Below are 21088 nucleotides of genomic sequence, written 5' to 3' on the forward strand. Positions count from 1 at the left end.
CCGACGCTATGGCTCCCGAGTTATCTTGTCCAAGATCTATATTGCTATGGTGTTATGCGTTGGGAGGCATGATGGATCTGAACGCCCTCCGCCAGTTCCTGGTGGTGGCCCGGCTCGAACACCTCAGCGCCGCCGCCGAGGAGCTGCGCGTCGCGCAGCCGTCCCTGAGCCGGACGATCGCCCGCCTGGAGAGCGAGCTGGGCACGCCGCTGTTCGACCGCGGCGGCCGGCTCCGCCTGAACGGCGCGGGCACCCTGTTCCGCGGCTTCGTCGAACGGGCGCTCGGCGAGCTCGACGCCGGACGGCGCGCCGTCGCCGAGGCCGTCGGCGAGGGGTTCGGCACCGTACGCCTGGCCTCGGAGACCTTCCTGACCCTCACCGGGCCGCTCGCGGCCTACAAGCGCGCCCATCCCGCCGCCGAGATCGAGCTCCACTGGGCCCCCGCCGACGACATGTCCCGCCGCCTGCGCGCCCAGGAGTTCGACCTGTGCGTCGCCTCCCAGCCGATCCACGCCGACGGGCTGGAGGCCGCCGAACTGCTGGACGAGCCGGTCGGGCTGGCCACCGCGCTCGATCACCCGCTGGCCGGCCGTACGTCGGTGACCATCGACGACCTCGCCGACCAGCCGTTCGTCACCGCCCGCAAGGGACACTGGCAGCGCCGGCTGCTCGACCGGCTCTTCGCCGCCAGGGGCCGCACGCCGCGGATCGTCTGCGAGGGCGACGAGTCCAGCGCCATCGCCGACCTGATCAGCACGGGGCTCGGCATCGGGCTCGTCCCGTCCCTGGCCCGCCGCTCCACCACCCGCGCCCCGCTCGCCTGGGTGGACGTCGACGACCCCGACTGCCGCCGCACACTCACCCTGTTCTGGGGCGCCGACAGCCACCTGTCCACCGCCGCCCGCCTGATGCGCACCACCATCACCAGCTGGGACTGGCTGGCCGGCGAACCCCACGAGAAACGCTGAGCGAGTCGCGGTGTGCACCGGGTTCGCCGTCTTCACCTTGACGCTCCCCGCACACCCAAGGCGGGGCTCCGGCGCGGGGCAGAGGGACAGCGGCGTGTCGGGGAACAGGGGGTCGATCATCGGGCGTGCCGCCCGGAGCCGAGCCGTGTCGAGCCGTGTCTCCCGCACGGCACGGGAGCGGAGTGACGGCCGGGCCAAGAGAACCCGGACACGCGGCGCGACCGTCCGTACACTTTCTGTCGCTGGTCTGCGGGGCCTTACGGCCCGGTCAAGAGAGGGCGGGGTGCGGAGCGATGAGCGAGGTCCACGGTGGCGGGCTGCCGCCGGGCGCCGCGGAGGCCACCGGGCCTGAGTCGGTGAGCCGTCACGAGGACCTGGTGCGGCTGCTGGCCGAGCAGTTCGCCCGGGCCGACGTGTCGCTGCGGGAGTTGCAGGCGCGGGCCGACAGGTCGGGCGGCGCCCGGTTGCCGCGCAGCACGTGCGCCGACATGCTGGCCGGCCGGCGCTTTCCCAAGAAGGCGGTCATGGTGGCGTTCCTGCGCGGGTGCCGGGTGCCCGACCACGAGCTTCCCGCCTGGGAGCGGGCCTGGGACCGGGTGCGGATCAGCCGGCTGCCCGCCGGGGCCTGGGACGATCGCGGCTCGCAGGCATCCGACGGCCCCCCGCCGGCCGCGTCCGGTCCGGCGGGACCGGGCATGGCGGGCGGGGCACGACCGGGCCTGCCGGGCGGGACGGGACCGGGCCTGCCGGCCGGGGCGGGACCGGGTCTGCCGGGCGGGGCGGCATCGGTGCTGGGTGGCGGGCCGCGGCGGGCCGTCCTGTTCGCCGGGATCGCCGTGCCGGTGGCCGCCGCGCTGGCCCTGGCCGTCATCGTCGCCGTCCGGCTGACGGGACGGCCCGAGCCGCGGCCCGAAAGCACGTCCGGCCAAATCGTGGACGCCGGTCAGGCCGTGGACTCCGGCCAGGCCGTGGACGCCGGTCAGATCGTCACCGACGACGGCCGCGCGTTCCCCCGCGGCGGGTCGAGCCGGTTCACCGTGAGCGTCAGCCCGGCCAACACCGGCGTACGGCTGATTCGCCGGCTCGACGCCGGCGTCGGCCTGCAGGACGCGACCATCACCGTCGACGGCGTGCCCGCGGCGAGGTGGCGGCCGCTGCTGGAGGACGCCGTCCACAAGTGGCGGAACCAGATCGTCGACCTCCCGCCGGGGCTGACGGCGGGCCGGCGTGCGCTCACCGTCGTCAACACCTGCGTGTCGGGCTCGGGGTTCAACGAGTTCCTCTACACCGTGGAGCACCGGATCAACGGCGTCTGGTCGGTCGCCGACCGGGTCGACGTGGGCCCCGACCACCCCGCGAGCGAGGCCGCGCACGACTACCGCGTCGTGCGCGGCGACTGGGCCCACCGCCAGACCTTCGCCTACCCGCCGCGACGGGAGGACTGGGACGTTCGCTAACATAGCGAAGCACTTCATAATGAAGTACGTAAACAAAGGGATCCCCATGGCCTCCATCCGGCACGAAGTCGTCATCGACGCCTCCCCCGACCACATCTGGGACGTCCTGCGTGACGTCGGGGCCGTGCACGAACGACTGCTCCCCGGCCGCGTCCAGGACACCAGGCTGGACGGCGACCAGCGGTTCCTGACGTTCCCCGACGGGCACGTGATCCGCGAGCTGATCGTCGCGATCGACGACGAAGCCCGCCGCCTGGCCTACGCGGTCGTGGAGGGCGCGAGGCCGCCGCTGGCCCACCATCACGCCTCTTTCGAGGTCCACCCTGAGGGCGAGGGGGCCGGCCGGCTGATCTGGATCACCGACGTGCTGCCCGACGCGCGAGCCGCCGAGGTCGGCCAGCGGATGCGGTGCGGCGCGGCGGAGATGAGAAAGGCCATCGAAGCCACGTCCCCACCCCGCCCCTGACCGCCACGGCCCCACCGCTGCCCCGCCGCCTGCTCCGGCTGGCCCGGCACCGGACTGACGGAGGGCCCGGCGCGGAGGCGGTGGCGGTGAGGTCACTAGGATGACCGGCGCCGGACGCCCCCCGTCCCGCCGGCCGGCTCCCTCCGCAACACCCGAGAGGCGCACACCACGATGGCGGATCCCGACGCCAGCCCGCTCGACGACCCGGTAGGCGCGTCACTGCGCGGCCGTCACGCGCACCTCGCCCGGCGGCTCGGCGCGGCGGCCACGTACCGGGCCGAGGTGGCGACCTTCTCCTCGGTCCCGGCCGAGCCGGACGAGCGGGCGTGGGCCGACCTGGCCCGGCTGCTCGGGCCGGGCGAGCTCGCCGACCTGTTCAGCTCCCCGGCGACCCCGCCACCCGGCTGGGAGCCGGTGTTCGCCCTCGACGGCCGCCAGCTGATCTGGGACGGCGGCGACCGCGCCCCCGCCGCGCCCGGCGACGTCACGGAACTGGGCGCGGACGACGTCCCGCACATGCTCGACCTCGTCGCCAGGACGCGACCGGGGCCGTTCTGGGCGCGTACCCGTGAAATGGGCACCTACCTCGGCGTCTTCGACGGCGGGAAGCTGGTCGCGATGGCGGGCGAGCGGCTGCGGCCACCGGGCTGGACCGAGATCAGCGCCGTGTGCACGGCGCCCGAGGCGCGCGGCCGGGGCCACGCGGGCCGCCTGGTCGGCGCGCTCGTCTCGCGGATCGTGGCCCGCGGCGAGCGTCCGTTCCTGCACGCGGCCGAGGCGAACACCGGCGCGATCGCCCTCTACGAGCGGCTCGGCTTCCGAACCCGCAGACCTGTGACCTTCCGCGGCTTCCGCACCCCGTGACACCTCAGGTGGTCGCTGGGCTTGCACCCCGCGACGCCCCAGGATAGGCGCGGGGTTCCCGCACCCCGTGACGCCCCCAGGTGGGCGCGAGGTTCCCGCACCCCCTGGCCCGCCCAAGGTGGGCGCGGGGTTCCCGTACCCTCTGACGGCCCCGCGGCGGGCATGGGGCTCCCCCACCCCGCGACGCCCCTGAGCGGCCCGCGGCGGCCCGCGATGGCCCGCGATGGCCCGCGATGGCCCGCGACGCGACGCCCCTGAGCGGCCCGGGGCGGCCTGCAGCGGCCCTGGGCTGCCCCGGGGCGGGCGCTTCGGGCCTGGTGGAAAACGTGTTGCCCCGCCCCCCGGTGAAACGTATGGTTTTGCGCTCGTGGTCACAGTCGTGGAACGGGTCCTGCCGGCCCGGTTGGGGACAGGGTTCCGATGGTTGCTGGCGTCGAGCTGGCTGACGAATCTCGGTGACGGGATCGCGGCCGCCGCCGGCCCGCTGCTGATCGCGACGCTGACCCGCGACCCGCTGATGATCTCGCTGTCCGCCCTGGTCAGCTGGGCGCCGCCGCTGGCGTTCAGCCTGTACGCCGGCGTCCTGTCCGACCGGTACGACCGCCGCAGGATCGTGCTGGTCGCCAACGCCGTACGCGCCGTGGTGCTGGCGGCGCTCGTCGTGCTCATGGCGACCGGCACCGTGACCGTGGCGACGGCGCTGGCGGCGCTCACGCTCCGGTCCATCGCCGAGGTGTTCGCCGACAACGCGACGTCCACCCTGACGCCGATGATGGTCTCCAGGGACGACCTGATCGTCGCCAACGCCCGTCTCGGCACCGGGTTCATCACGCTCAACCAGCTCGCCGGGCCCCCGATCGGCGCGGCGCTGTTCGGGCTGGGCCTGACCTGGCCGTTCGCGAGCCAGCTGCTCCTGGTGCTGGCGGGGATGGTCCTGGTCTCCCGGATCGCGCTGCCGGCACGCGTCCGGCCGGACGACGCGCCGCGCCCGAACACCGTGCGCGAGCTCGTCGCCGGGTTCAGCTGGACGGTGCGGCACCCGGCGGTCCGCACGCTGGCGCTCACCATCCTGATCTTCAACTTCACCTTCGGCGCGGCCTGGTCGGTGCTCGTCCTCTACACCCAGGAGCAGCTCGGCCTCGGCGCGATGGGGTTCGGCCTGATGACCACCATCGGCGGGATCGGCGGCCTGATCGGCACCGGCCTGTACGGGACCATCACCCGCAGGGTCAGCCTCGGCGCCCTGATGCGGATCGGGCTCATCATCGAGACGTTCACCCACCTGGGCCTGGCCCTGACCCGTTCGCCGTGGGTCGCCGGAGCCATCTTCCTGGTCTTCGGCGCGCACGCCTTCATCTGGGGCACCACCTCGGGCACCGTCCGCCAGCGCGCGGTCCCGCAGGAGCTCCAGGGGCGGGTGGGCAGCGTCAACACCGTCTGCGTCTACGCCGGCCTGGTGGTCGGCTCGTTGATCGGCGGCGTGCTGGCCACCCGGTTCGGCGTCGCGGCGCCCTTCTGGTTCGCCTTCGCCGGTTCGGCGGTGTTCGTGGTGCTGCTGTGGCGGCAGCTCATGCTCATCGCCCACGACGACTGAGCAGCGAGCGCCACGCGCCGCTCGTCCGTCTCACTTGAGCGGGTCGTGCCCCCAGTTCATCAGCGAGTAGCGCCACCGGGTCTCCCGGACGTCACCGGACGGGCGCTGCGCCAGGTGCCGGTGGATGTAGCCGATCACCTTGGCCATGTGCTCGTAGTCATGGCCGGTCCAGGAGGATCTGCCCTTGCGGAGGAGGCGGACGATCTCGCGGCCGGAGGCGTGGCCGGTCGACTCGCCGCCGCCGTCCTGCTTCTGGCCGACCTGCTTCGACTCCTCGGTGTCCAGCCAGCGTTCCAGCTCGTGCGCGGTCATGTTGACGGCCTGGCCGAACTCGGCCGCCACGTCCCGGTCGCCGCTCACTTCGCGTCCTTGCCCTTGCCCTTGCGCAGCGCGGACGGCTTGTGCACGGCCTCGCGCCCGCTCTTGTCGCTGCGCACGACGTACTGCGGGTCGTCGGGCGAGGCCGCCACCGTACGGCCGGCCTCCTTGGTCCTCTTGGTGATCTTCTTCTCCACCTTGCCGCGGGCCGTGGACCCGTGGCTCTTCCAGGACACCTCGTCACCCACGGACGGATCGTCCTTGCGCTTGCCGGTCATAGGATGCGCGCTACCCCGCCCCCCTCCCGCACTCGGCCGGGCGGGCAAAACCTTCCTTTGCCGTCGCCGTCCGGGGGTCGGCGCGGGCGTCCTCGGGGCGGGGCGGCTGCTGCTCACGCGTGGCCGAATCGTAAAGTGAGCACGATCGCACCAGTGATGTAGGGAGCCCTTGTTGCACGAGAAACTGTCGTCGACCTACGACAACGTCCTGCGCCGGAACCCCGGCGAGGTCGAGTTCCACCAGGCCGTGCGCGAGGTGCTCGAAAGCATCGGCCCAGTTCTCGGCAAGCATCCCGAGTACGCCGAATCGAAGATCATCGAGCGGATCTGCGAGCCCGAGCGGCAGATCATCTTCCGCGTGCCGTGGCTGGACGACCAGGGCGAGGTGCAGATCAACCGTGGCTTCCGGGTGGAGTTCAACAGCGCGCTCGGGCCGTACAAGGGCGGGCTGCGCTTCCATCCGTCGGTCTACCTGGGCATCGTCAAGTTCCTCGGGTTCGAGCAGATCTTCAAGAACGGCCTGACCGGCCTGCCCATCGGCGGCGGCAAGGGCGGCTCGGACTTCGACCCCAAGGGCCGCTCCGACCGCGAGGTGATGAGCTTCTGCCAGAGCTTCATGACCGAGCTCTACCGGCACATCGGCGAGTACACCGACGTCCCGGCCGGTGACATCGGCGTCGGCGGGCGCGAGATCGGCTACCTGTTCGGCCAGTACAAGCGCATCACCAACCGCTACGAATCCGGCGTGATCACCGGCAAGGGCCTGGTCTACGGCGGCGCCCAGGTACGCACCGAGGCCACCGGCTACGGCTGCACGTTCTTCGTGGAGGAGATGCTCAAGGCCCGCGGCACGTCGTTCGACGGCAAGCGGGTCGTCGTGTCGGGCTCCGGCAACGTGGCCGTCTACACGATCGAGAAGATCGAGCAGCTCGGCGGCGTCGTGGTGGCCTGCTCCGACTCCTCCGGCTACGTGGTCGACGAGAAGGGCATCGACCTCGACCTGCTCAAGCAGGTCAAGCAGGTCGAGCGGGGCCGCCTGGAGACCTACGCCGAGCGCCGGGGCGAGCAGTCCGTCTTCGTCCCGGACCGCAGCGTGTGGGAGGTGCCCTGCGAGGTGGCGATGCCGTCCGCCACGCAGAACGAGATCACCGGCCGGGACGCCGCGTTCCTGGTGGACAACGGGTGCGTCGCGGTCGGCGAGGGGGCCAACATGCCGACCACGCCGGAGGGCATCAAGGTGTTCCTGGAGGCGGGCGTCGCGTTCGGGCCGGGCAAGGCGGCCAACGCGGGCGGGGTGGCCACCAGCGCGCTGGAGATGCAGCAGAACGCCAGCCGCGACTCCTGGACGTTCGAGTTCTCCGAGCGCCGCCTCCAGGAGATCATGCAGGACATCCACGGCCGCTGCCTGCAGACCGCCGACGAGTACGGCATGCCCGGCAACTACGTGGCCGGCGCCAACATCGACGGCTTCCGCCGGGTCGCCGACGCCATGCTCGCGCTGGGCCTCATCTGACCGCGCCGGCCCCCGGCCCGCCCTCACCGGCGCGGCGTGCGCGCGAGGTCAGGCCGGGGGCCGGGGTCAGGACGGGAGCCGGGGTCAGGACGGGAGCTGGGGTCAGGACGGGATCCGGGGTCAGGACGGGGTGCCGGGAGGCAGTTGGTGGTCGGCCCAGACGTAGGTCTCGGGCAGCAGGTCGGTGACGGGGACCGTACGGAGGCGGTCGCCGTCGCCCACGATGACCTGCAGGGCCGGGAAGTAGTCCAGCAGGACCTGACGGCAACGGCCGCACGGCGGGACGACCCCGCGCTCCCGGTCCCCCACCGCGACGATCACGTCCAGCTCGTACGCGCCCTGGGCGGCCGCCGCGCCGATGAGGACCAGCTCGGCGCAGGGGCCGCCGGTGAAGTGGTAGGCGTTCACCGCGGTGACGATCCGGCCGTCGCGGGCGCGCGCGGCGGCCGCCATGGTGTGGTTGTCACCCCGGCAACGAGTGCGGGCGACCTCCGCGGCGGCCTGGACGAGTTCGCGGTCGACGTGCCGGCTCACTGCCCCTCCTCGTGACCTGACGCGTCAGGCGCGGGTCTGCTCGCGCAGGAATTCGACGATCAGCTCGGTGACCTCGGCCGGCCGTTCCATGCTCGCCAGGTGGGCCGCCCAGGGCAGCTCGACGTTGCGGGCGGCGGGCAGGTCGGCCTCGGTGTGCCGGAAGTCGGCGACGTCGTGCGCGCCCGACACGGCCAGGCACGGCATCGTCACGGCCGCCGGGTCCACCTGGACCTTCACCGGGCCGACGACCCCCTCGGCGAGCTGGAGCTCGTAGGCGCGCAGCTGCATCTCGTGCACGGCCCGCCCGGCCTTCTCGTCGGCGTCGGGGCCCAGCCAGCGGTCGACCATCAGCTGCGCGGCACCCGTCAGGTCGCCCGCCTCGACCAGCGCGTCCTCACGCTCGCCGACCGCGCGCAGCTCGGCGCTCGGCTCCCGCCAGGGCAGGGCGGCGGAGAGCAGGACCAGCGCCGCCACCCGCTCGGGGCTGCTCGCGGCGACCTCCAGCGCCACCTTCCCGCCGTAGGAGCTGCCGGCCAGGAAGAACCGGTCGATGCCCAGGCTGTCGAGCAGGCCCAGCACGTCCCCGGAGTTGCTGTACGGCTCGGTCGGCAGCGGGCTCTGCCCGAAGCCGCGCAGGTCGCACCGGACCACCCGGAAACCGGCGGCGATCAGCGGCTCCCACTGGGGGTCCCACATGCGCCGGTCGCAGACACCCGCGTGCAGGAGGAGCAGCGCCGGTCCGTCGCCTGCCACGTCATGAGAAATCGTCATCGCGCAGACGTTACCAGTCATTCACTGACCGGTTTGTCCCACGCGAGACGGCGCCGGGGCTTTTCCGGTGACCCTGGCATCCAGGCCGTGCGCGGCGCCCGGCCGGCGAGCGCAGCGCCGGCCCCGCGGCCACCACGGCCAGCGCCCACACGGGCGGATGGGCCCACCGGGACAAGATCGCCGCCCCGGCGGCCGCGCCGCCGAAGAGCACGGCCATCCACCACAGCAGCCGCCGGCCGCCCAGCGGGCCGGGCCCGGGGGCCGCGGGGGCCGCGCGGCCCCCGCGGCGGGAGCGCTACGGCAATGCCACCGCGCGGTCCAGGGCGGGCGGGGTCAGCGGGCCCTGCCGCAGGTAGGCGCGCATGGCCTCGTAGTCGCGGCTGCCGCGCACCGCGTCGGTGTACCCGGCGAAGGCGGTGTAGCCGTCGGCGCCGAGCAGCGTGTACGCCAGCGCCGCGAGCCGGTAGGTCCGGCCGGTGTCGAGCGGCCGGCCGTCGATGACCACGTCGGCGGGGTTGATCCGGTCGCCCACGGGCCGGTTCGGGGAGTAGGAGAAGCGCACGTTCCTCGACACGGCCAGCGGCGCGAACTTCACGGTGCCGTCGGCCTGCGTCTGCCACTGCTGCTCCAGGGCCTGTTCGAGCTGCGAGCCCTTGACCGACACCGTGACCACCGGGTTGGCGTAACCCCAGGCGGCCCACGACTCGCCCATGAGCACCTTGCCGTCGGCGTCGGCGGCGTTGGCGCCCTTGGCGAACCTCAGGTCGCCGCGCAGCGAGTTCGAGCCCTTGGTCGGCGCCACGGCCACCATGGCCAGGTCGGCCTTGCCGCCCTCGGTCTGGTGGGAGTCGAAGTACTCCACGTCGGCCACGGTGTTGCCGAGCGTGCTCTGCCCGGTGGCGTCGCGGGTCCTGGTGAGGTCGCCGGTGATGGTCCCGTACGGCTTGGCGTAGGTCTCCTTCTGCATGGCGTTCCAGTGGTCGACCAGCTTCACCATGGCGGGGTCGGGGGTGATGTCGCGGGTCACCGGGTGGTTGGCCGCGGTGGTCGCGGTCCTGATGACGTCGCGGGTGCGGCGGTCGAGCCTGAGGTTGATCTCGCTGATGAGGCGGCCGTGGTTGGCGGCCTCGACGACCGGGCGGGGGTTGCCCGCGGGGTCGGGGATCGAGCAGTTGAAGAACCAGTGCCAGTGGCCCGTGACGATGGCGTCGATGTCGGGCGAGGCGTTCTTGGCGAAGTCCCAGATGGGCCCGGACTTCTGGTCCCCGCAGCCGCTGTAGTCCTCGCCGGCCTTGCCGCCCTCGTGCACGTTGGCGACGATCGCCTTGACGCCGCGGCGCTTGAGGATCTCGGCGTACTTGTTGGCCGTCTCCACCAGCGGCAGGTTGTCCAGCGACGGCTGGTAGGAGGTGGAGCCGTCCACGGTGGTGGGCGTGGTCAGGTTGATGAACCCGACGGGGATGCCCTGGAACCGCTTGATCACGTACGGCGGGAGCACCGGGCGGGTGTCGCCCTTCATGGTGATGTTGGCCGTGGAGATGTCGAAGTCGGCGCCGTGGAAGGGCTGCCCGTCGGAGTCGGTGAAGCAGCTGTCGAGGCCGACCTCGCCGAAGCACTCCCCCTTGCCCATGTGGTCGCGCAGGAACTCGAGCGACCGGTCCAGCTCGTGGTTCCCGACCGTGGTGAACTCCACCTTGATCTTGTTCAGGAACTCGATCGTGGGCTCGTCGGCGTGGTACGACACCTCGGTGGGCCAGCCGCTGAAGTTGTCGCCGCTGGAGAAGGTGACCGTGTTCTCGTGCCCCTGCCGGAGCCGGTCGAGATGGGCCGCCAGGTACGGCGCGCCGCCCACCACCAGGGTCTTCCCCTGCGGATCCTTGATCGTGCCGTCGGTGGCGTTGCTCTGCGGGGTGATGTAGCCGTGGAAGTCGGTGAGCGACAACAACTGCACGTCCACGGGCTTGGGCGCGGCCAGTGCCGGTGAGGCGGACGAGGCCAGAGTGACGCCTAAGGCGACAATAATCCACTTACGGAACGAGGACACGCATACTCCTAAATAAGGGGATATAGCGGGAGAAAAGACTTGCCGATCAGCCCTTCGAGCCGGTGAACGCGATCCCGGCGATCAGCTGCCGTTGCATGACCACGAAGAGAACGATCACCGGCAGCGAGGCCACGACGGACCCCGCGAAGAGGATGGGGTAGTTCGTCAGGTACTGGCCGCGCAGCGAGGCCAGCCCGGCGGAGAGCGTCATCATCTCCGGGTCGGTGTTGACCACCAGCGGCCAGAGCAGGCTGCTCCATGACCACATGACGGTCAGCAGCCCGAGCGCCAGCAGGCCGGGCCGGACCAGCGGCAACATGATCCACCAGTAGATCTGCAGCGGGTTGGCGCCGTCCAGCCGGGCCGCCTCGTCCAGCTCCTTGGGCAGGGTCTTGAAGAACTGCCGCAGCAGGAACGTGCCGAAGGCGCCGAAGACGCCGGGCGCGATGAGCGCCTGGAGGCTGTTGAGCCACCCGAGCCCCTGCATGATCTCGTACCGCGGCAGCAGGAACAGCTCCCCCGGCACCATCAGCACGGCCAGGAACAACATGAAGACCGGCCCGCGCCCGGGGAAGTCCAGCCGCGCGAAGGCGAAGGCCGCCAGCGAGCACAGCAGCAGCTGCCCGGCCGTCACCGCGGCCGTCACCACCACGGTGTTGAGGAACTGCCGCCCGAGCGGGACGGTCCTGAACACGTCGGCGAAGTTGTGCCACTGCCAGGACGGCACCGCCGTGGGCGGCACCCGCATCGACTCGGTCATGGTCTGCAGCGAGACCACGAGCTGCCAGACGAACGGCATGACCATGATCAGGCCGCCGGTGAGCAGGACCGCGTGCACGATCCAGCGCCTACTCATAGTGGACCCACCGCCTCTGCAGCCGGAACTGGACGGCGGTCAGCATGAGGATCAGGGCCAGCAGCACGACCGCGATGGCGGCGGCGTAGCCGCGGCTGTTCTGCACGAAGCCCTGCTCGTAGAAGAGGTAGACGATCGTGCGGCTCCCCGCCAGCGCCGGGCTCTTGGTGTCGATCATGAGGTAGACCAGGTCGAAGACCTGCAGCGTGTTGATCAGCGTGATCACCACGACGAAGAACGTGGTGGGCGTGAGCAGCGGCAGCGTGATGCGGAAGAACTGCCGCACCCGGCCCGCGCCGTCGATCGAGGCGGCCTCGTAGTAGTGCTTGGGGATGCCCTGCAACCCGGCCAGGAACAACACCGCGTTGTACCCGAGCGAGGTCCAGATCCCGACCACCGCGACCGCGTAGATCGCGAACTCGGGGTCGGACACCCAGTACGGCCCGTCGATCCCCACCAGGCCGAGCAGGTAGTTGATCGGGCCGAAGTCGCCGTTGTAGAGGTAGCGCCAGGTCAGGCCGACGGCCGCGGGCATGGTGACCACCGGCAGGAAGTACAGCGTGCGGTAGAAGCCGAGCCCGCGCAGCCCCGGCACGTTCAGCAGCGCCGCGATCACGATCGACAGCGGCACCCCGACCAGCACGAGCACGGAGTAGAGCAGCGTGTTGCGCAGCGCGCCGGCCATCTCCTCGTCGCCGAGGAGGGCGGCGAAGTTGTCCAGGCCCACCCACGTCTGCCCGCCGAACACGCCCGACTCGGTGAAGCTGAGGTAGAGCGTCTGGACGATCGGCCACAGGTAGAACACGGCCAGCCCGAGGGCCATGGGCGCGATCAGCCCGTAACCCCACAGCCAGTCGCGTCGCGACCGCCGCCCCGGCGGGGCCGCCGCCTTGACGGCGGCCCGTTCCTCGGTCAGCACCATCGGCTACTCCTTGGCCAGGATCTCGTTCATCTGCGCGGCGATCTCCTTGGCCGCCTCCGCGGTCGGCCGCGTGCCCGCCCACGCCTCGGCCAGGAGCTTGTTCTGCACGTCCTGCCACTTGGCGGTGTTGAGCGAGACGGGGTACGGCACGCCGTTCGGGATCGAGGCGTCGAACGCCTCCTTCAGGTGGTAGTCCGGGAAGGCGGCGAACCAGCCGTCCTGGGTGCCGGCCCGCGAGGAGACCGAGGCGCCGCCGGAGTCGCTGAGGATCTTCTCGGCCTCGTCGGAGGACAGGAACGTGGCGAACTGCGCGGCCTCCGCCGGGTGCTCGCTCTTGGCCGAGACGGAGTTGGCCAGGCCGAGCAGGATGACGGCCTCCTGCGCGGGCCCCTTGGGCAGCGGCGCCACGTCGACCTTGCCGCCGCGCTCGGTGTTGGCCTTGAACGTGCTGGCCAGCCACGAGCCGCCGTAGTACATGGCGTACTTGCCGGTCATGAACAGCTGCACGGGGCTGGTGTCGGTGGTCGCCTGGAGGGGCGGGGCCACCTTGTCCTTGTTGATCATGTCGGTCCAGAACTCCAGGCCCTGGATGGAGCCGGGCTCGTCGAAGCCCGACTTCTTGCCGTCGGCGGAGATGACGTGGCCGCCGGCCTGGATCATCGTGGGGTAGAAGCCGCCCTGGTCCCACAGGGGGGCCAGCAGGCCGTACTGCTTCTTGGCCGGGTCGGTCAGCTTCTTGGCGGCGGCCTTGAGGTCGTCCCAGGTCCAGTCGGCGGTCGGGTACGCGACGCCGCCCTTGTCGAACAGCTCCTTGTCGTACCAGAGCACGGGGACGCCGACGTCGCGCGGCATGCCGTACAGCTTGCCGTCGTAGCGGTAGCCGTCCACGATGGCCTGCGGGAAGGCGCTGACGTCGGCGTTCTCGAAGGGGGCGATGACGCCGCCCTTGGCGTACATGCGCACGTTGAGGCTGTTCATCCAGAAGACGTCGGGGGCCGCGCCGCCGGTGGCCGCGGTCTGGAGCTTGGTCCAGTACTGGTCCCACGGGGTGATCTCAAGCTTGACGGTGACGTCGGGGTGCTGCTTCTGGAAGGCGTCGATGATCTTCTGGGTGCTGGGCTGGTCGTTCTTCTCCCAGATCGCGTAGCTGATCGTGACTTTTCCTGGCTTGGTGGCGGTGGTGTCGGAGCCGGAGCCACAACCGGCCAGTGTCATCGCCAGGGCGGCGGCGAGTGCCATACGCAGGCGCACGGGCAGTTCCTTTTCTCTAGAAGGCGTCGGGGGATGATGATCAGGTTCTGGATCTCGGCGGGGCGGCGGGCTCAGAGTCCGGTGTTGGTGAAGCCGGTCCTGGCCACGACGTCGCCGTATCCGTTGGCGTCGAAGTCCTCGACGTAGAAGAGGTGGAACCCGCTGCCGTCGGCGGCGACGGCGGTGCCCGACTGGTCGCCGGCGGTGTTGGGGTTCATGCGCTCGCAGGCGAAGCGGCCGGTCGTCGTCCCGTCGGCGTTGAACCCGCGGGCGTACACCTCGTGGGAGCGGCCGGCGTTCCACAGGTCGGACTCGGTCCAGCCGACCACGAACCGCCCGGTGTCCTCGACGGCCACGGACGGCGATCCCTGGACGGCGCACCGGTAGGTCTGGTCCACCTTCCCGCAGAGCGGCGGGTACTCCTTGCCGCCGTCGGAGGGCGTGTTCGGCGCGTACCTGCCGAACGCGACGGGGGTCTCCGCGAACCTCTGTCCCAGGGCGGGCGTCAGGCCGCGCGCCCGCACCCGCCAGACGGTCGTCACGTCGCCGCCGGTGACCGCCACGTTGTCGCTCCAGACCACGACGCTGTCGCCGCCGGGGGTCGTCGCCACGGCGGGGGCCAGGTGCTGGGTGGCGGCGTTGGTGTTGATCCGGGTGGCGGCGGCGACGGTCGCGCCGGTCGCCGAGATCCGCCTGCCGTACACGTCGGGCGCCTGCTGCCAGACCACGGTCGCGGTGCCCGCGCCGTCGACGGCCACGTCGGGCCGGTCCCCGGCGCCCACCTGGAGCGGCGCGAAGGAACGGGCGGTCAGCGAGGCGTAGCCGGCCGCGCGGACGGTGTGGGTGGGCCCGTCCTCCCAGGTCACCGTGAACCCGCCGGCGCCGCGGACCGCGATCCTCGGCCGGGTCTGGTCGCCGCTCCACTGCGGGTCGTTGGCCCAGATCGTCGCGCTCAGCGTGCCCGACGGCGAGAGCCTGCGCACCGCGATGTTGTGCTCGCCCCGGCAGTCGCCGTCCTCGGCCCAGGCGACGTAGGCGTTGCCCGCGTCGTCGACGCCGGCCGACGGCTGCACGTGGTTCCAGCCGGCGGCGCAGCCGACGCCGCCCATCGAGACCTTGACGGGGCCGGTCACCGGCTGCCCGTCGCGGTAGATGCGCGCGTACACCTCGGCGCCGTCCACCGAGGCGCGGTCGCGGTCGTCCTCCCAGGCCACGGCCGTGTAGCCGGACCGCACGGCGGCGGCCCTGGGCGCGCGCTGGTCGTCGGGGCCGTTGGCGGTCATCTGGAGCCCGGCCCCGGGGTAGGCCCTGGGGACGATCTTGACGACCTCGTCCTTCATGGCGGTGAAGTCGGCGTCGTAGGCCGCGTAGACGGCCGGGTCGTCGACGCGGACGAAGGAGTCGTCCGAGGCGGTCAGGGAGCCGCCGTTGAGGTTGTGGGAGCCGGTGTAGACGTAGCTGCGCCGCGCGCCGCCCGCCGCCGCCGACGGCCCGTCCACCAGGATGATCTTGGAGTGGATGTTGTCCGGCGCGCAGGTGTCGCCGGCCGGGTAGTGGCAGCCGCCGGGCCGGAAGGTGTGCACCACGATCCCGCCCTTGGCGAGCTCGGCGGCGGTCGCGGCCGTCTGGTTGCCCTCGGCCACGAGCACCTGGACGTCGCAGCCCTGCTGCTTCTTGGCCTTGAGCTCGGCGATGACCAGCGGCCGGTCCGTGGCGAACTGCGACTGCACGACGCGGATCGAGCCGGGGCAGCCCACGTCCCGGATCATGGCCGCGACCAGGTCGGCGCTGCCGTAGGCGCTCTGGTCGTAGGCGGTGTCACGGGGCTCCATCCAGACCGTGACCCTGCCGCTGGTGGCGGTGAACGGCGCCCGCCAGGAGGTGCGCACCTGGGAGACCAGCGTGTCGAACACCTGCCGGTAGCCGTCGGCCAGCGCGGCGTCGTCCGAGCTGATCAGCATGTTCTGGTGCAGGCCGGTGTCGGGGGCGAGGTTCTGCGAGCTCTGCACGACCACGTCGGTCCTGCCGTCCGTGAGCCGGCTGAACACGAGGAACTTGTGGTGGCTGATGTCGGTGTCCGGCCCGTTGCAGCCCCTGTCGCAGAGCGTGACGGGCACGCCCGCCGCGGCCAGCTCGTCCAGGAGCGCGTTGTGCCCCGATCCCTCGGACACCACCCGTACGTCGACCCGCCGGCCGTGCGCCGCCACCAGCGCGTCCTTGACGGCCTTGATCTCCAGCACGAAGGTCGCCACGCGCAGCGTGGAGTCCGGGGCGGCCAGCCCGATCAGCTCCAGCACCTTCGCGGGCAGCGGGTCGGCGAGCGTGCCGTCCACGCTCGGCCTGCTGAAGTACGCCGACAGCTCAGGAGCCGCCGCCCGGGCCGGGGTGACCAGGCCGAGCAGACAGGACAGGCCGACGAGGACGGCGGACAGAGGCTTGATCATGCTCGCTTCCCTTCGCTGAGGTTCCGCCGCAGGCCGCGGGTCCAGGCCGCCACCTCGGCCTCGGTCTCCGCCCGCTCCCGAGGCCGGCCGCGGACGTCCGGCCGGGTCTGCCACGGCTCGGGGCCGGTCTCCTTGCGGTACTCCACGCCCAGCGCGGCGAGCCGGCGCTCGTGGTGGCGCAGCCGCGTCAGGAAGTCGTCGAAGTCGCCGCCGGCGGGGCTCCACACGACCTCGGCGAAGGCCGACAGCCGCGGGAAGGCCATGTAGTCGAGCCCGCGGGGCGAGTCGATGTGCTCGGTCCAGAGGTTGGCCTGCGCGCCGAGGACCCGGGCGGCCTCGGCCTCGGTCAGCTCCGGCGGCACCGGCTCGAAGCCGTGGACGTCGCGCAGCGAGATCACGTTGCCGATCGGGACCGGCTCGTCGGGCCGGTCTGACTGCCGGAAGTCCAGGTAGAGCTCGGTGAAGGGGCAGGTGACCACGTCGTGCCCGGCCCGCGCCGCCACGACCGCGCCGTACGTCCCGCGCCAGGACGCCACGGTCGCCCCCGGCGGCAGGCCGCCCTCGATGATCTCGTCCCAGCCGAGCAGGCGCCGGCCGCGCGCCGCCAGGTGGTCGGCGAACTGGCGGACGAACCAGCTCTGCAGCTCCTCCTCGTCGCGCAGGCCGAGCTCGGCGATGCGGCGCTGGGCCGACGGGCTCTGCCGCCACTGCTCCTTGGGGCACTCGTCGCCGCCCACGCAGATGTACTCGCCGGGGAAGATCTCCATGACCTGGTCGAGCACGTCCCGGTAGAAGGCGAGCGTGGTGTCCTCGACGTTGAGCACGTTGGGCGAGACGCCCCACCCGGTGGCGACCTCCAGCCGTTCGTCGAGGTTGCCCAGCTCCGGATAGGCCGCGATGGCCGCCTGCGAGTGGCCGGGCAGCTCGATCTCCGGCACCACGGTGACGAACCGGTCGGCCGCGTACGAGACGATCTCGCGCAGGTCGTCCTGGGTGTAGAAGCCGCCGTGCGGGCGGCCGTCGAACACGCCGTGCCGCCGGTCGCCGAGCGGGCTCTCCCTGCGCCAGGCGCCGACCTCGGTGAGCTTCGGATACCCCTTGACCTCCAGCCGCCAGCCCTGGTCGTCGGTGAGGTGCAGGTGCAGCACGTTGAGCTTGTGCGCGGCCAGCAGGTCGATGTACCGCAGCAGGTCGGGCTTCGGCAGGAAGTGCCGGGCCACGTCGATCAGGCAGCCGCGCCACCGGAAGCGCGGCCGGTCGGCGACGGTGACCGGAGCGAGCAGCCAGTCCCGCTCGCCGACCGCGCCCCTGCGGAAGGCCGCGGGCGGGAGGAGCTGGCGCAGGGTCTGCGCGCCGTAGAACGCCCCGGCCGCGTCGCCCGCCTCGACGCGCACCCCGTCGGGACGCACGGTCAGGCGGTAGCCCTCCGGGCCGAGCCCGGCGGTCAGGACGAACTCGATCGCCCCCGGCCCCGGCGCTCCGGCGGGCAGCGGCAGGCCGGTCGCGGGCGACAACGCGGCCCGCAGCCAGCCCTCCACCCGCGACAGGCCGGGAGGGGCGGCGATCACTGTGGTTGCGGTGAGGGCGAAGGGCTCCCCGCCGTCTGGGGTCACATGGACGGGTCGTGGCAGCAGCAAGACAGGTCCCTGGGGGGTCGGGGGGCGGGATCGTCGGTCGGTGACAGGGCGGGCGGCGGGTCGTAGCATGGCGCTCGGCTTCCGGTCGCCGCGAGCCGCCCGCGGCCATGCCCGTGATCTGGCCTCTTTTTTCTGGGTGAGCGCCTCGATCAGGATTTATGATGGAGCTCACCATTAAGATTCGTCAAGAAGGGTCATCAGTGACGCTCTCCGTGACCGGCGGCGACCTTCAGCGGCTCCGGCGGCTCAACGCCCTCGCCGCGCTCTCGGCCCTGCGCGCCGGCGGGCCGGCGACGCTGACCCAGCTCGCCGAGCGCGCCGATTTGGCCAGGGCCACCATCAAGGTGGTGGTCAAGGACCTGATGGAGCTGGGCTGGGTGGTCCAGATGGATCCGAGCGGCGGCGAGAAGGGCAGGCCCGCGCGCCGCTACCGCTTCCACGCGGAGACGGGCCGGGTGCTCGGGCTCGACATAGGGGCGCACAAGGTGCTCGTGGTCGTGGCCGACCTCGACGGCAACGTCCTGCACACCACCCGCGAGCCGGTCACCCCCGAGCAGCCGCGCGCCGAGCGGCTGGCCGCCGTCGACCGGGCGGTGGACGCCTGCCTGACCGGCTCGGGCACCGCCGCCTCCGACGTCTGGCTCGCGGTCGCGGGCAGCACGGGCTATGTCGACCTGCAGGGGCGCGTCGTGCTCTCGCGGGCCATCCAGGACTGGTCGGACGTGCCGCTGGCCGACCACCTCGGCGACCGGCTGCACTGCCCCGTCCTGGTGGAGAACGACAGCAGGCTGGCCGCGCTGGCCGAGTGCCGCAGGGGCATCGCCCGCGACGCGCGGAACCTGATCTTCCTGCACGTCGGCCGCCGGGCCGGCGCCGCCGTCGTGCTCGACGGGGTGCCCCTGCGCGGCAGCGGCGGCGCCGCCGGGGAGATCGGCGTGCATCCGCTGTTCAACCTCGGTCACGTGGGCGAGCTTTTGCAGGCCGTCCCCTCGGTCGAGCCCGGCACGCCGCCGGAGGCGGTCGCGGGGGCCGTGTTCGAGGCCGCCAGGCAGGGGGACGTCGAGGCCCGCCGGGCCGTCCTGCGCTACGTCAAGGTGCTCGCGCTGGCCACCACCGCGATGGCCCTCACCGTCGATCCGGACCTGGTGGTGCTCGGCGGGGGGTTCTCGCGCTCGGCCGACGTGCTCATGGAGCCGCTGCGGGTCGAGCTGGAGACGATGTGCCTGCGCACGCCCGAGCTGCGGGCCTCCGTGCTCGGCGACGAGTGCGTGGCCATCGGGGCCGTGTGCCACGGCGTCGAGCACCTGGCCAAGGTGCTCTTCGACCCGGAGATCGACCTGTCGGTCGCGGCGCCGCCGTCCTCATTAATGGTGTAGCTCACCGAATGTAGCGCATTTATATCGAAGTTCGATATAAGTGAGGGCGTGGCGTCCTCTCCGGCGGATCCCGGTCCCGCCCTCGACCTCGACGCGCTGGTCGGCGCGATCGAGGACTTCAACGCGTACTTCATCCGGCTGCCCTCGGTCAGGCGGCTCAGCTTCTCGACCCTGTCCGTGCTGCACACCCTGGCGGGCAGGGGGCCCATGCGGCTCACCGACCTGACGGCGACGGAACAGCTCAAGCAGCCCGCGCTCACCAGCCTGGTCGCCAAGCTCGAACGGGACGGGCTGGTCTCGCGCCGCCCCGACCCGCGCGACGGCCGCGCCGTCCTGCTGACCCTCACCGAGGAGGGCAGGGACATCGTGCGCTCCCGGCGCGCCGACCGGGTGGCGCGGGTCGCCCGCCTGGTGGCGCACCTGAGCGACGACGAGCGCGCGGACCTGGCCCGGTACGCGGGCGTCCTCGGCCGCCTGACCGAGATCGCCACGCGGGTCGAAGACCAGGAGGACCGTTCCCTTGACGCATAGCCCCTTCCCGTTGCGCCCCGAGCCGCTGCACGTGCCGGACGAGGTGCTCGACGACCTGCGCCGCAGGCTCACCATGACCCGATGGGCGCCGTCCGCCGGGAACGACGACGGCTTCTACGGCGTGCGCGGCGAGTACCTGCGCGAGCTGGTCGCCTACTGGGCCGACGGCTTCGACTGGCGGGCGGCCGAGCGGGCGATCAACGCCTACGAGCACTACCGGGTGGACGTCGGCGGCGTGCCGGTGCACTTCATGCGCAAGCCCGGCGTCGGCCCCGCCCCCGTGCCGCTGATCCTCAGCCACGGCTGGCCCTGGACGTTCTGGCACTGGTCGAAGGTCATCGACCCGCTCGCCGACCCCGGCGCCCACGGCGGGGATCCGGCGGAGGCGTTCGACGTGATCGTGCCCTCGCTGCCGGGCTTCGGCTTCTCGGCCCCGCTGGACGGCCGTCCGGACATGAACTTCTGGAAGATCGCCGACGTGTGGCACGAGCTGATGACCGGCGTCCTCGGCCACGACCGGTACGCCGCCGCCGGATGCGACGTCGGGGCGCTGGTCACCGGGCAGCTCGGCCACAAGTACGCCGGCGAGCTGTACGCCATCCACATCGGCTCGGCGCAGAAGCTCACCCTCTTCAACGGCGACCGCGCCTGGGATCTGAGCGGCGGCCTGCCCATCCCGGACGGCCTGCCCGCCGACGTGCACGCCCGGTTCGTCGAGCTGGACCGGCGGTTCGCGGTGCATCTGGCGGCGCACATGCTGGCGCCGTCCACGCTCGGCCACGGCCTGGCCGACTCCCCCGCCGGCATGCTGGCCTGGATCCTGGAACGCTGGACGAAGTGGTCCGACAACCACGGCGACGTCGAGACCGTCTTCACCAAGGACGACCTGCTCACCCACGCGACGATCTTCTGGGCGGGCAACACGATCGACAGCTCGATCCGCACCTACGCCAACAACAACCGCTACCCCTGGACGCCGTCGCACGACCGGTGGCCGGTCGTCGAGGCGCCCACGGGCATCACGTTCGTCGGCTTCGAGAACCCGCCCGGCGTGACCACCGGCGAGCAGCGGATCCGCAGCTTCCTCGACGGCGACCGGGCCGCCTGGTACAACCACGCCGGCATCACCTGCCACGATCGCGGCGGGCACTTCATCCCGTGGGAGATCCCCGACGAATGGGTCGCAGACCTCCGCCGCACCTTCCGCCCCCACCGCTGACGCCCCCTTCCGGCGCGGCCGGGCCGGGCGGCGTCGCGGCGGGTG

General features: G+C 72.1%; 19 protein-coding genes. 9 read left to right on the forward strand and 10 right to left on the reverse strand.

The genetic code is table 11. The features are described from left to right. Positions 1 to 68: 68 nt before the first annotated feature. From ACFYYW_RS30345 to ACFYYW_RS30365, 5 genes are all read left to right on the forward strand, one after another. Positions 69 to 968 (forward strand): LysR family transcriptional regulator, encoded by a 900-nt coding sequence (locus ACFYYW_RS30345; protein WP_387653531.1) that lies wholly within the window; start codon positions 69 to 71, stop codon positions 966 to 968. A 293-nt stretch (positions 969 to 1261) separates the two neighbouring features. Next, a complete protein-coding gene (locus ACFYYW_RS30350; RefSeq protein ID WP_387653534.1) occupies positions 1262 to 2425 on the forward strand; it encodes a hypothetical protein in 1164 nt (387 codons plus the stop codon). Between the two features lie 46 nt (positions 2426 to 2471). After that, positions 2472 to 2891 carry an SRPBCC family protein gene (locus tag ACFYYW_RS30355; RefSeq protein WP_387653537.1) on the forward strand — a complete coding sequence of 140 codons (420 nt, stop codon included), beginning with the start codon at positions 2472 to 2474 and terminating at the stop codon, positions 2889 to 2891. A gap of 171 nt (positions 2892 to 3062) precedes the next feature. After that, positions 3063 to 3755, forward strand: coding sequence for a GNAT family N-acetyltransferase (locus ACFYYW_RS30360; protein WP_387653539.1), 693 nt, complete (start codon positions 3063 to 3065; stop codon positions 3753 to 3755). A 424-nt stretch (positions 3756 to 4179) separates the two neighbouring features. Then, positions 4180 to 5349 (forward strand): MFS transporter, encoded by a 1170-nt coding sequence (locus tag ACFYYW_RS30365; RefSeq protein ID WP_352322797.1) that lies wholly within the window; start codon positions 4180 to 4182, stop codon positions 5347 to 5349. Positions 5350 to 5379: 30 nt separating this feature from the next. Here the strand turns inward: ACFYYW_RS30365 and ACFYYW_RS30370 are convergent, their stop codons facing one another. Further along, positions 5380 to 5709: a DUF3140 domain-containing protein gene (locus ACFYYW_RS30370; protein WP_352322798.1), complete on the reverse strand. Its 330-nt coding sequence runs from the start codon at positions 5707 to 5709 to the stop codon at positions 5380 to 5382. After that, positions 5706 to 5945, reverse strand: coding sequence for a DUF2945 domain-containing protein (locus ACFYYW_RS30375; protein ID WP_387653544.1), 240 nt, complete (start codon positions 5943 to 5945; stop codon positions 5706 to 5708). The genes ACFYYW_RS30370 and ACFYYW_RS30375 overlap by 4 nt, the downstream gene beginning before the upstream one ends. Before the next feature lie 169 nt (positions 5946 to 6114). On the opposite strand from ACFYYW_RS30375, the gene gdhA reads away from it, so the two are divergent. Then, on the forward strand, positions 6115 to 7458 hold the full coding sequence (gene gdhA / locus ACFYYW_RS30380) for an NADP-specific glutamate dehydrogenase (RefSeq protein WP_352322800.1): 1344 nt from the start codon (positions 6115 to 6117) through the stop codon (positions 7456 to 7458). Between the two features lie 120 nt (positions 7459 to 7578). Here gdhA and ACFYYW_RS30385 read toward each other — a convergent pair whose 3' ends face one another. The 8 genes from ACFYYW_RS30385 to ACFYYW_RS30420 all read right to left on the reverse strand — a co-directional run bounded on the left by ACFYYW_RS30385 (position 7579) and on the right by ACFYYW_RS30420 (position 17986). Beyond that, positions 7579 to 7992 carry a hypothetical protein gene (locus ACFYYW_RS30385; RefSeq protein WP_387653546.1) on the reverse strand — a complete coding sequence of 138 codons (414 nt, stop codon included), beginning with the start codon at positions 7990 to 7992 and terminating at the stop codon, positions 7579 to 7581. A 24-nt stretch (positions 7993 to 8016) separates the two neighbouring features. Then, a complete protein-coding gene (locus tag ACFYYW_RS30390) occupies positions 8017 to 8763 on the reverse strand; it encodes an alpha/beta hydrolase (protein ID WP_352322802.1) in 747 nt (248 codons plus the stop codon). 295 nt (positions 8764 to 9058) lie between these two features. Continuing rightward, positions 9059 to 10720, reverse strand: a complete 1662-nt coding sequence (locus tag ACFYYW_RS30395) for a bifunctional metallophosphatase/5'-nucleotidase (protein WP_387653550.1) — start codon at positions 10718 to 10720, stop codon at positions 9059 to 9061. Positions 10721 to 10853: 133 nt separating this feature from the next. After that, positions 10854 to 11663: a carbohydrate ABC transporter permease gene (locus ACFYYW_RS30400; RefSeq protein WP_352322804.1), complete on the reverse strand. Its 810-nt coding sequence runs from the start codon at positions 11661 to 11663 to the stop codon at positions 10854 to 10856. After that, entirely contained in the window at positions 11656 to 12585 is a 930-nt protein-coding gene (locus ACFYYW_RS30405) for a carbohydrate ABC transporter permease (RefSeq protein ID WP_387653553.1), read from the reverse strand. The genes ACFYYW_RS30400 and ACFYYW_RS30405 overlap by 8 nt, the downstream gene beginning before the upstream one ends. Before the next feature lie 3 nt (positions 12586 to 12588). Next, positions 12589 to 13836, reverse strand: coding sequence for an ABC transporter substrate-binding protein (locus ACFYYW_RS30410; RefSeq protein WP_387653556.1), 1248 nt, complete (start codon positions 13834 to 13836; stop codon positions 12589 to 12591). A 71-nt stretch (positions 13837 to 13907) separates the two neighbouring features. Next, positions 13908 to 16280 (reverse strand): phosphatidylserine/phosphatidylglycerophosphate/cardiolipin synthase family protein, encoded by a 2373-nt coding sequence (locus ACFYYW_RS30415; RefSeq protein ID WP_387653561.1) that lies wholly within the window; start codon positions 16278 to 16280, stop codon positions 13908 to 13910. After that, complete coding sequence (locus ACFYYW_RS30420; protein WP_387653570.1) at positions 16277 to 17986, reverse strand: beta-N-acetylhexosaminidase; 1710 nt, start codon at positions 17984 to 17986, stop codon at positions 16277 to 16279. Before ACFYYW_RS30420 ends, ACFYYW_RS30415 begins: the two co-directional genes overlap by 4 nt. A 131-nt stretch (positions 17987 to 18117) precedes the next feature. On the opposite strand from ACFYYW_RS30420, the gene ACFYYW_RS30425 reads away from it, so the two are divergent. The 3 genes from ACFYYW_RS30425 to ACFYYW_RS30435 are packed head-to-tail and all read left to right on the forward strand — an operon-like array spanning position 18118 to position 21043. After that, entirely contained in the window at positions 18118 to 19293 is a 1176-nt protein-coding gene (locus tag ACFYYW_RS30425) for an ROK family protein (RefSeq protein ID WP_387653572.1), read from the forward strand. A gap of 48 nt (positions 19294 to 19341) precedes the next feature. Beyond that, positions 19342 to 19824, forward strand: coding sequence for a MarR family winged helix-turn-helix transcriptional regulator (locus tag ACFYYW_RS30430; protein WP_387653574.1), 483 nt, complete (start codon positions 19342 to 19344; stop codon positions 19822 to 19824). Continuing rightward, positions 19814 to 21043, forward strand: a complete 1230-nt coding sequence (locus ACFYYW_RS30435) for an epoxide hydrolase family protein (RefSeq protein ID WP_387653575.1) — start codon at positions 19814 to 19816, stop codon at positions 21041 to 21043. Before ACFYYW_RS30430 ends, ACFYYW_RS30435 begins: the two co-directional genes overlap by 11 nt. Positions 21044 to 21088 lie beyond the last annotated feature (45 nt).

Source organism: Nonomuraea sp. NPDC001831, assembly GCF_042892035.1.
Taxonomy (GTDB): domain Bacteria; phylum Actinomycetota; class Actinomycetes; order Streptosporangiales; family Streptosporangiaceae; genus Nonomuraea.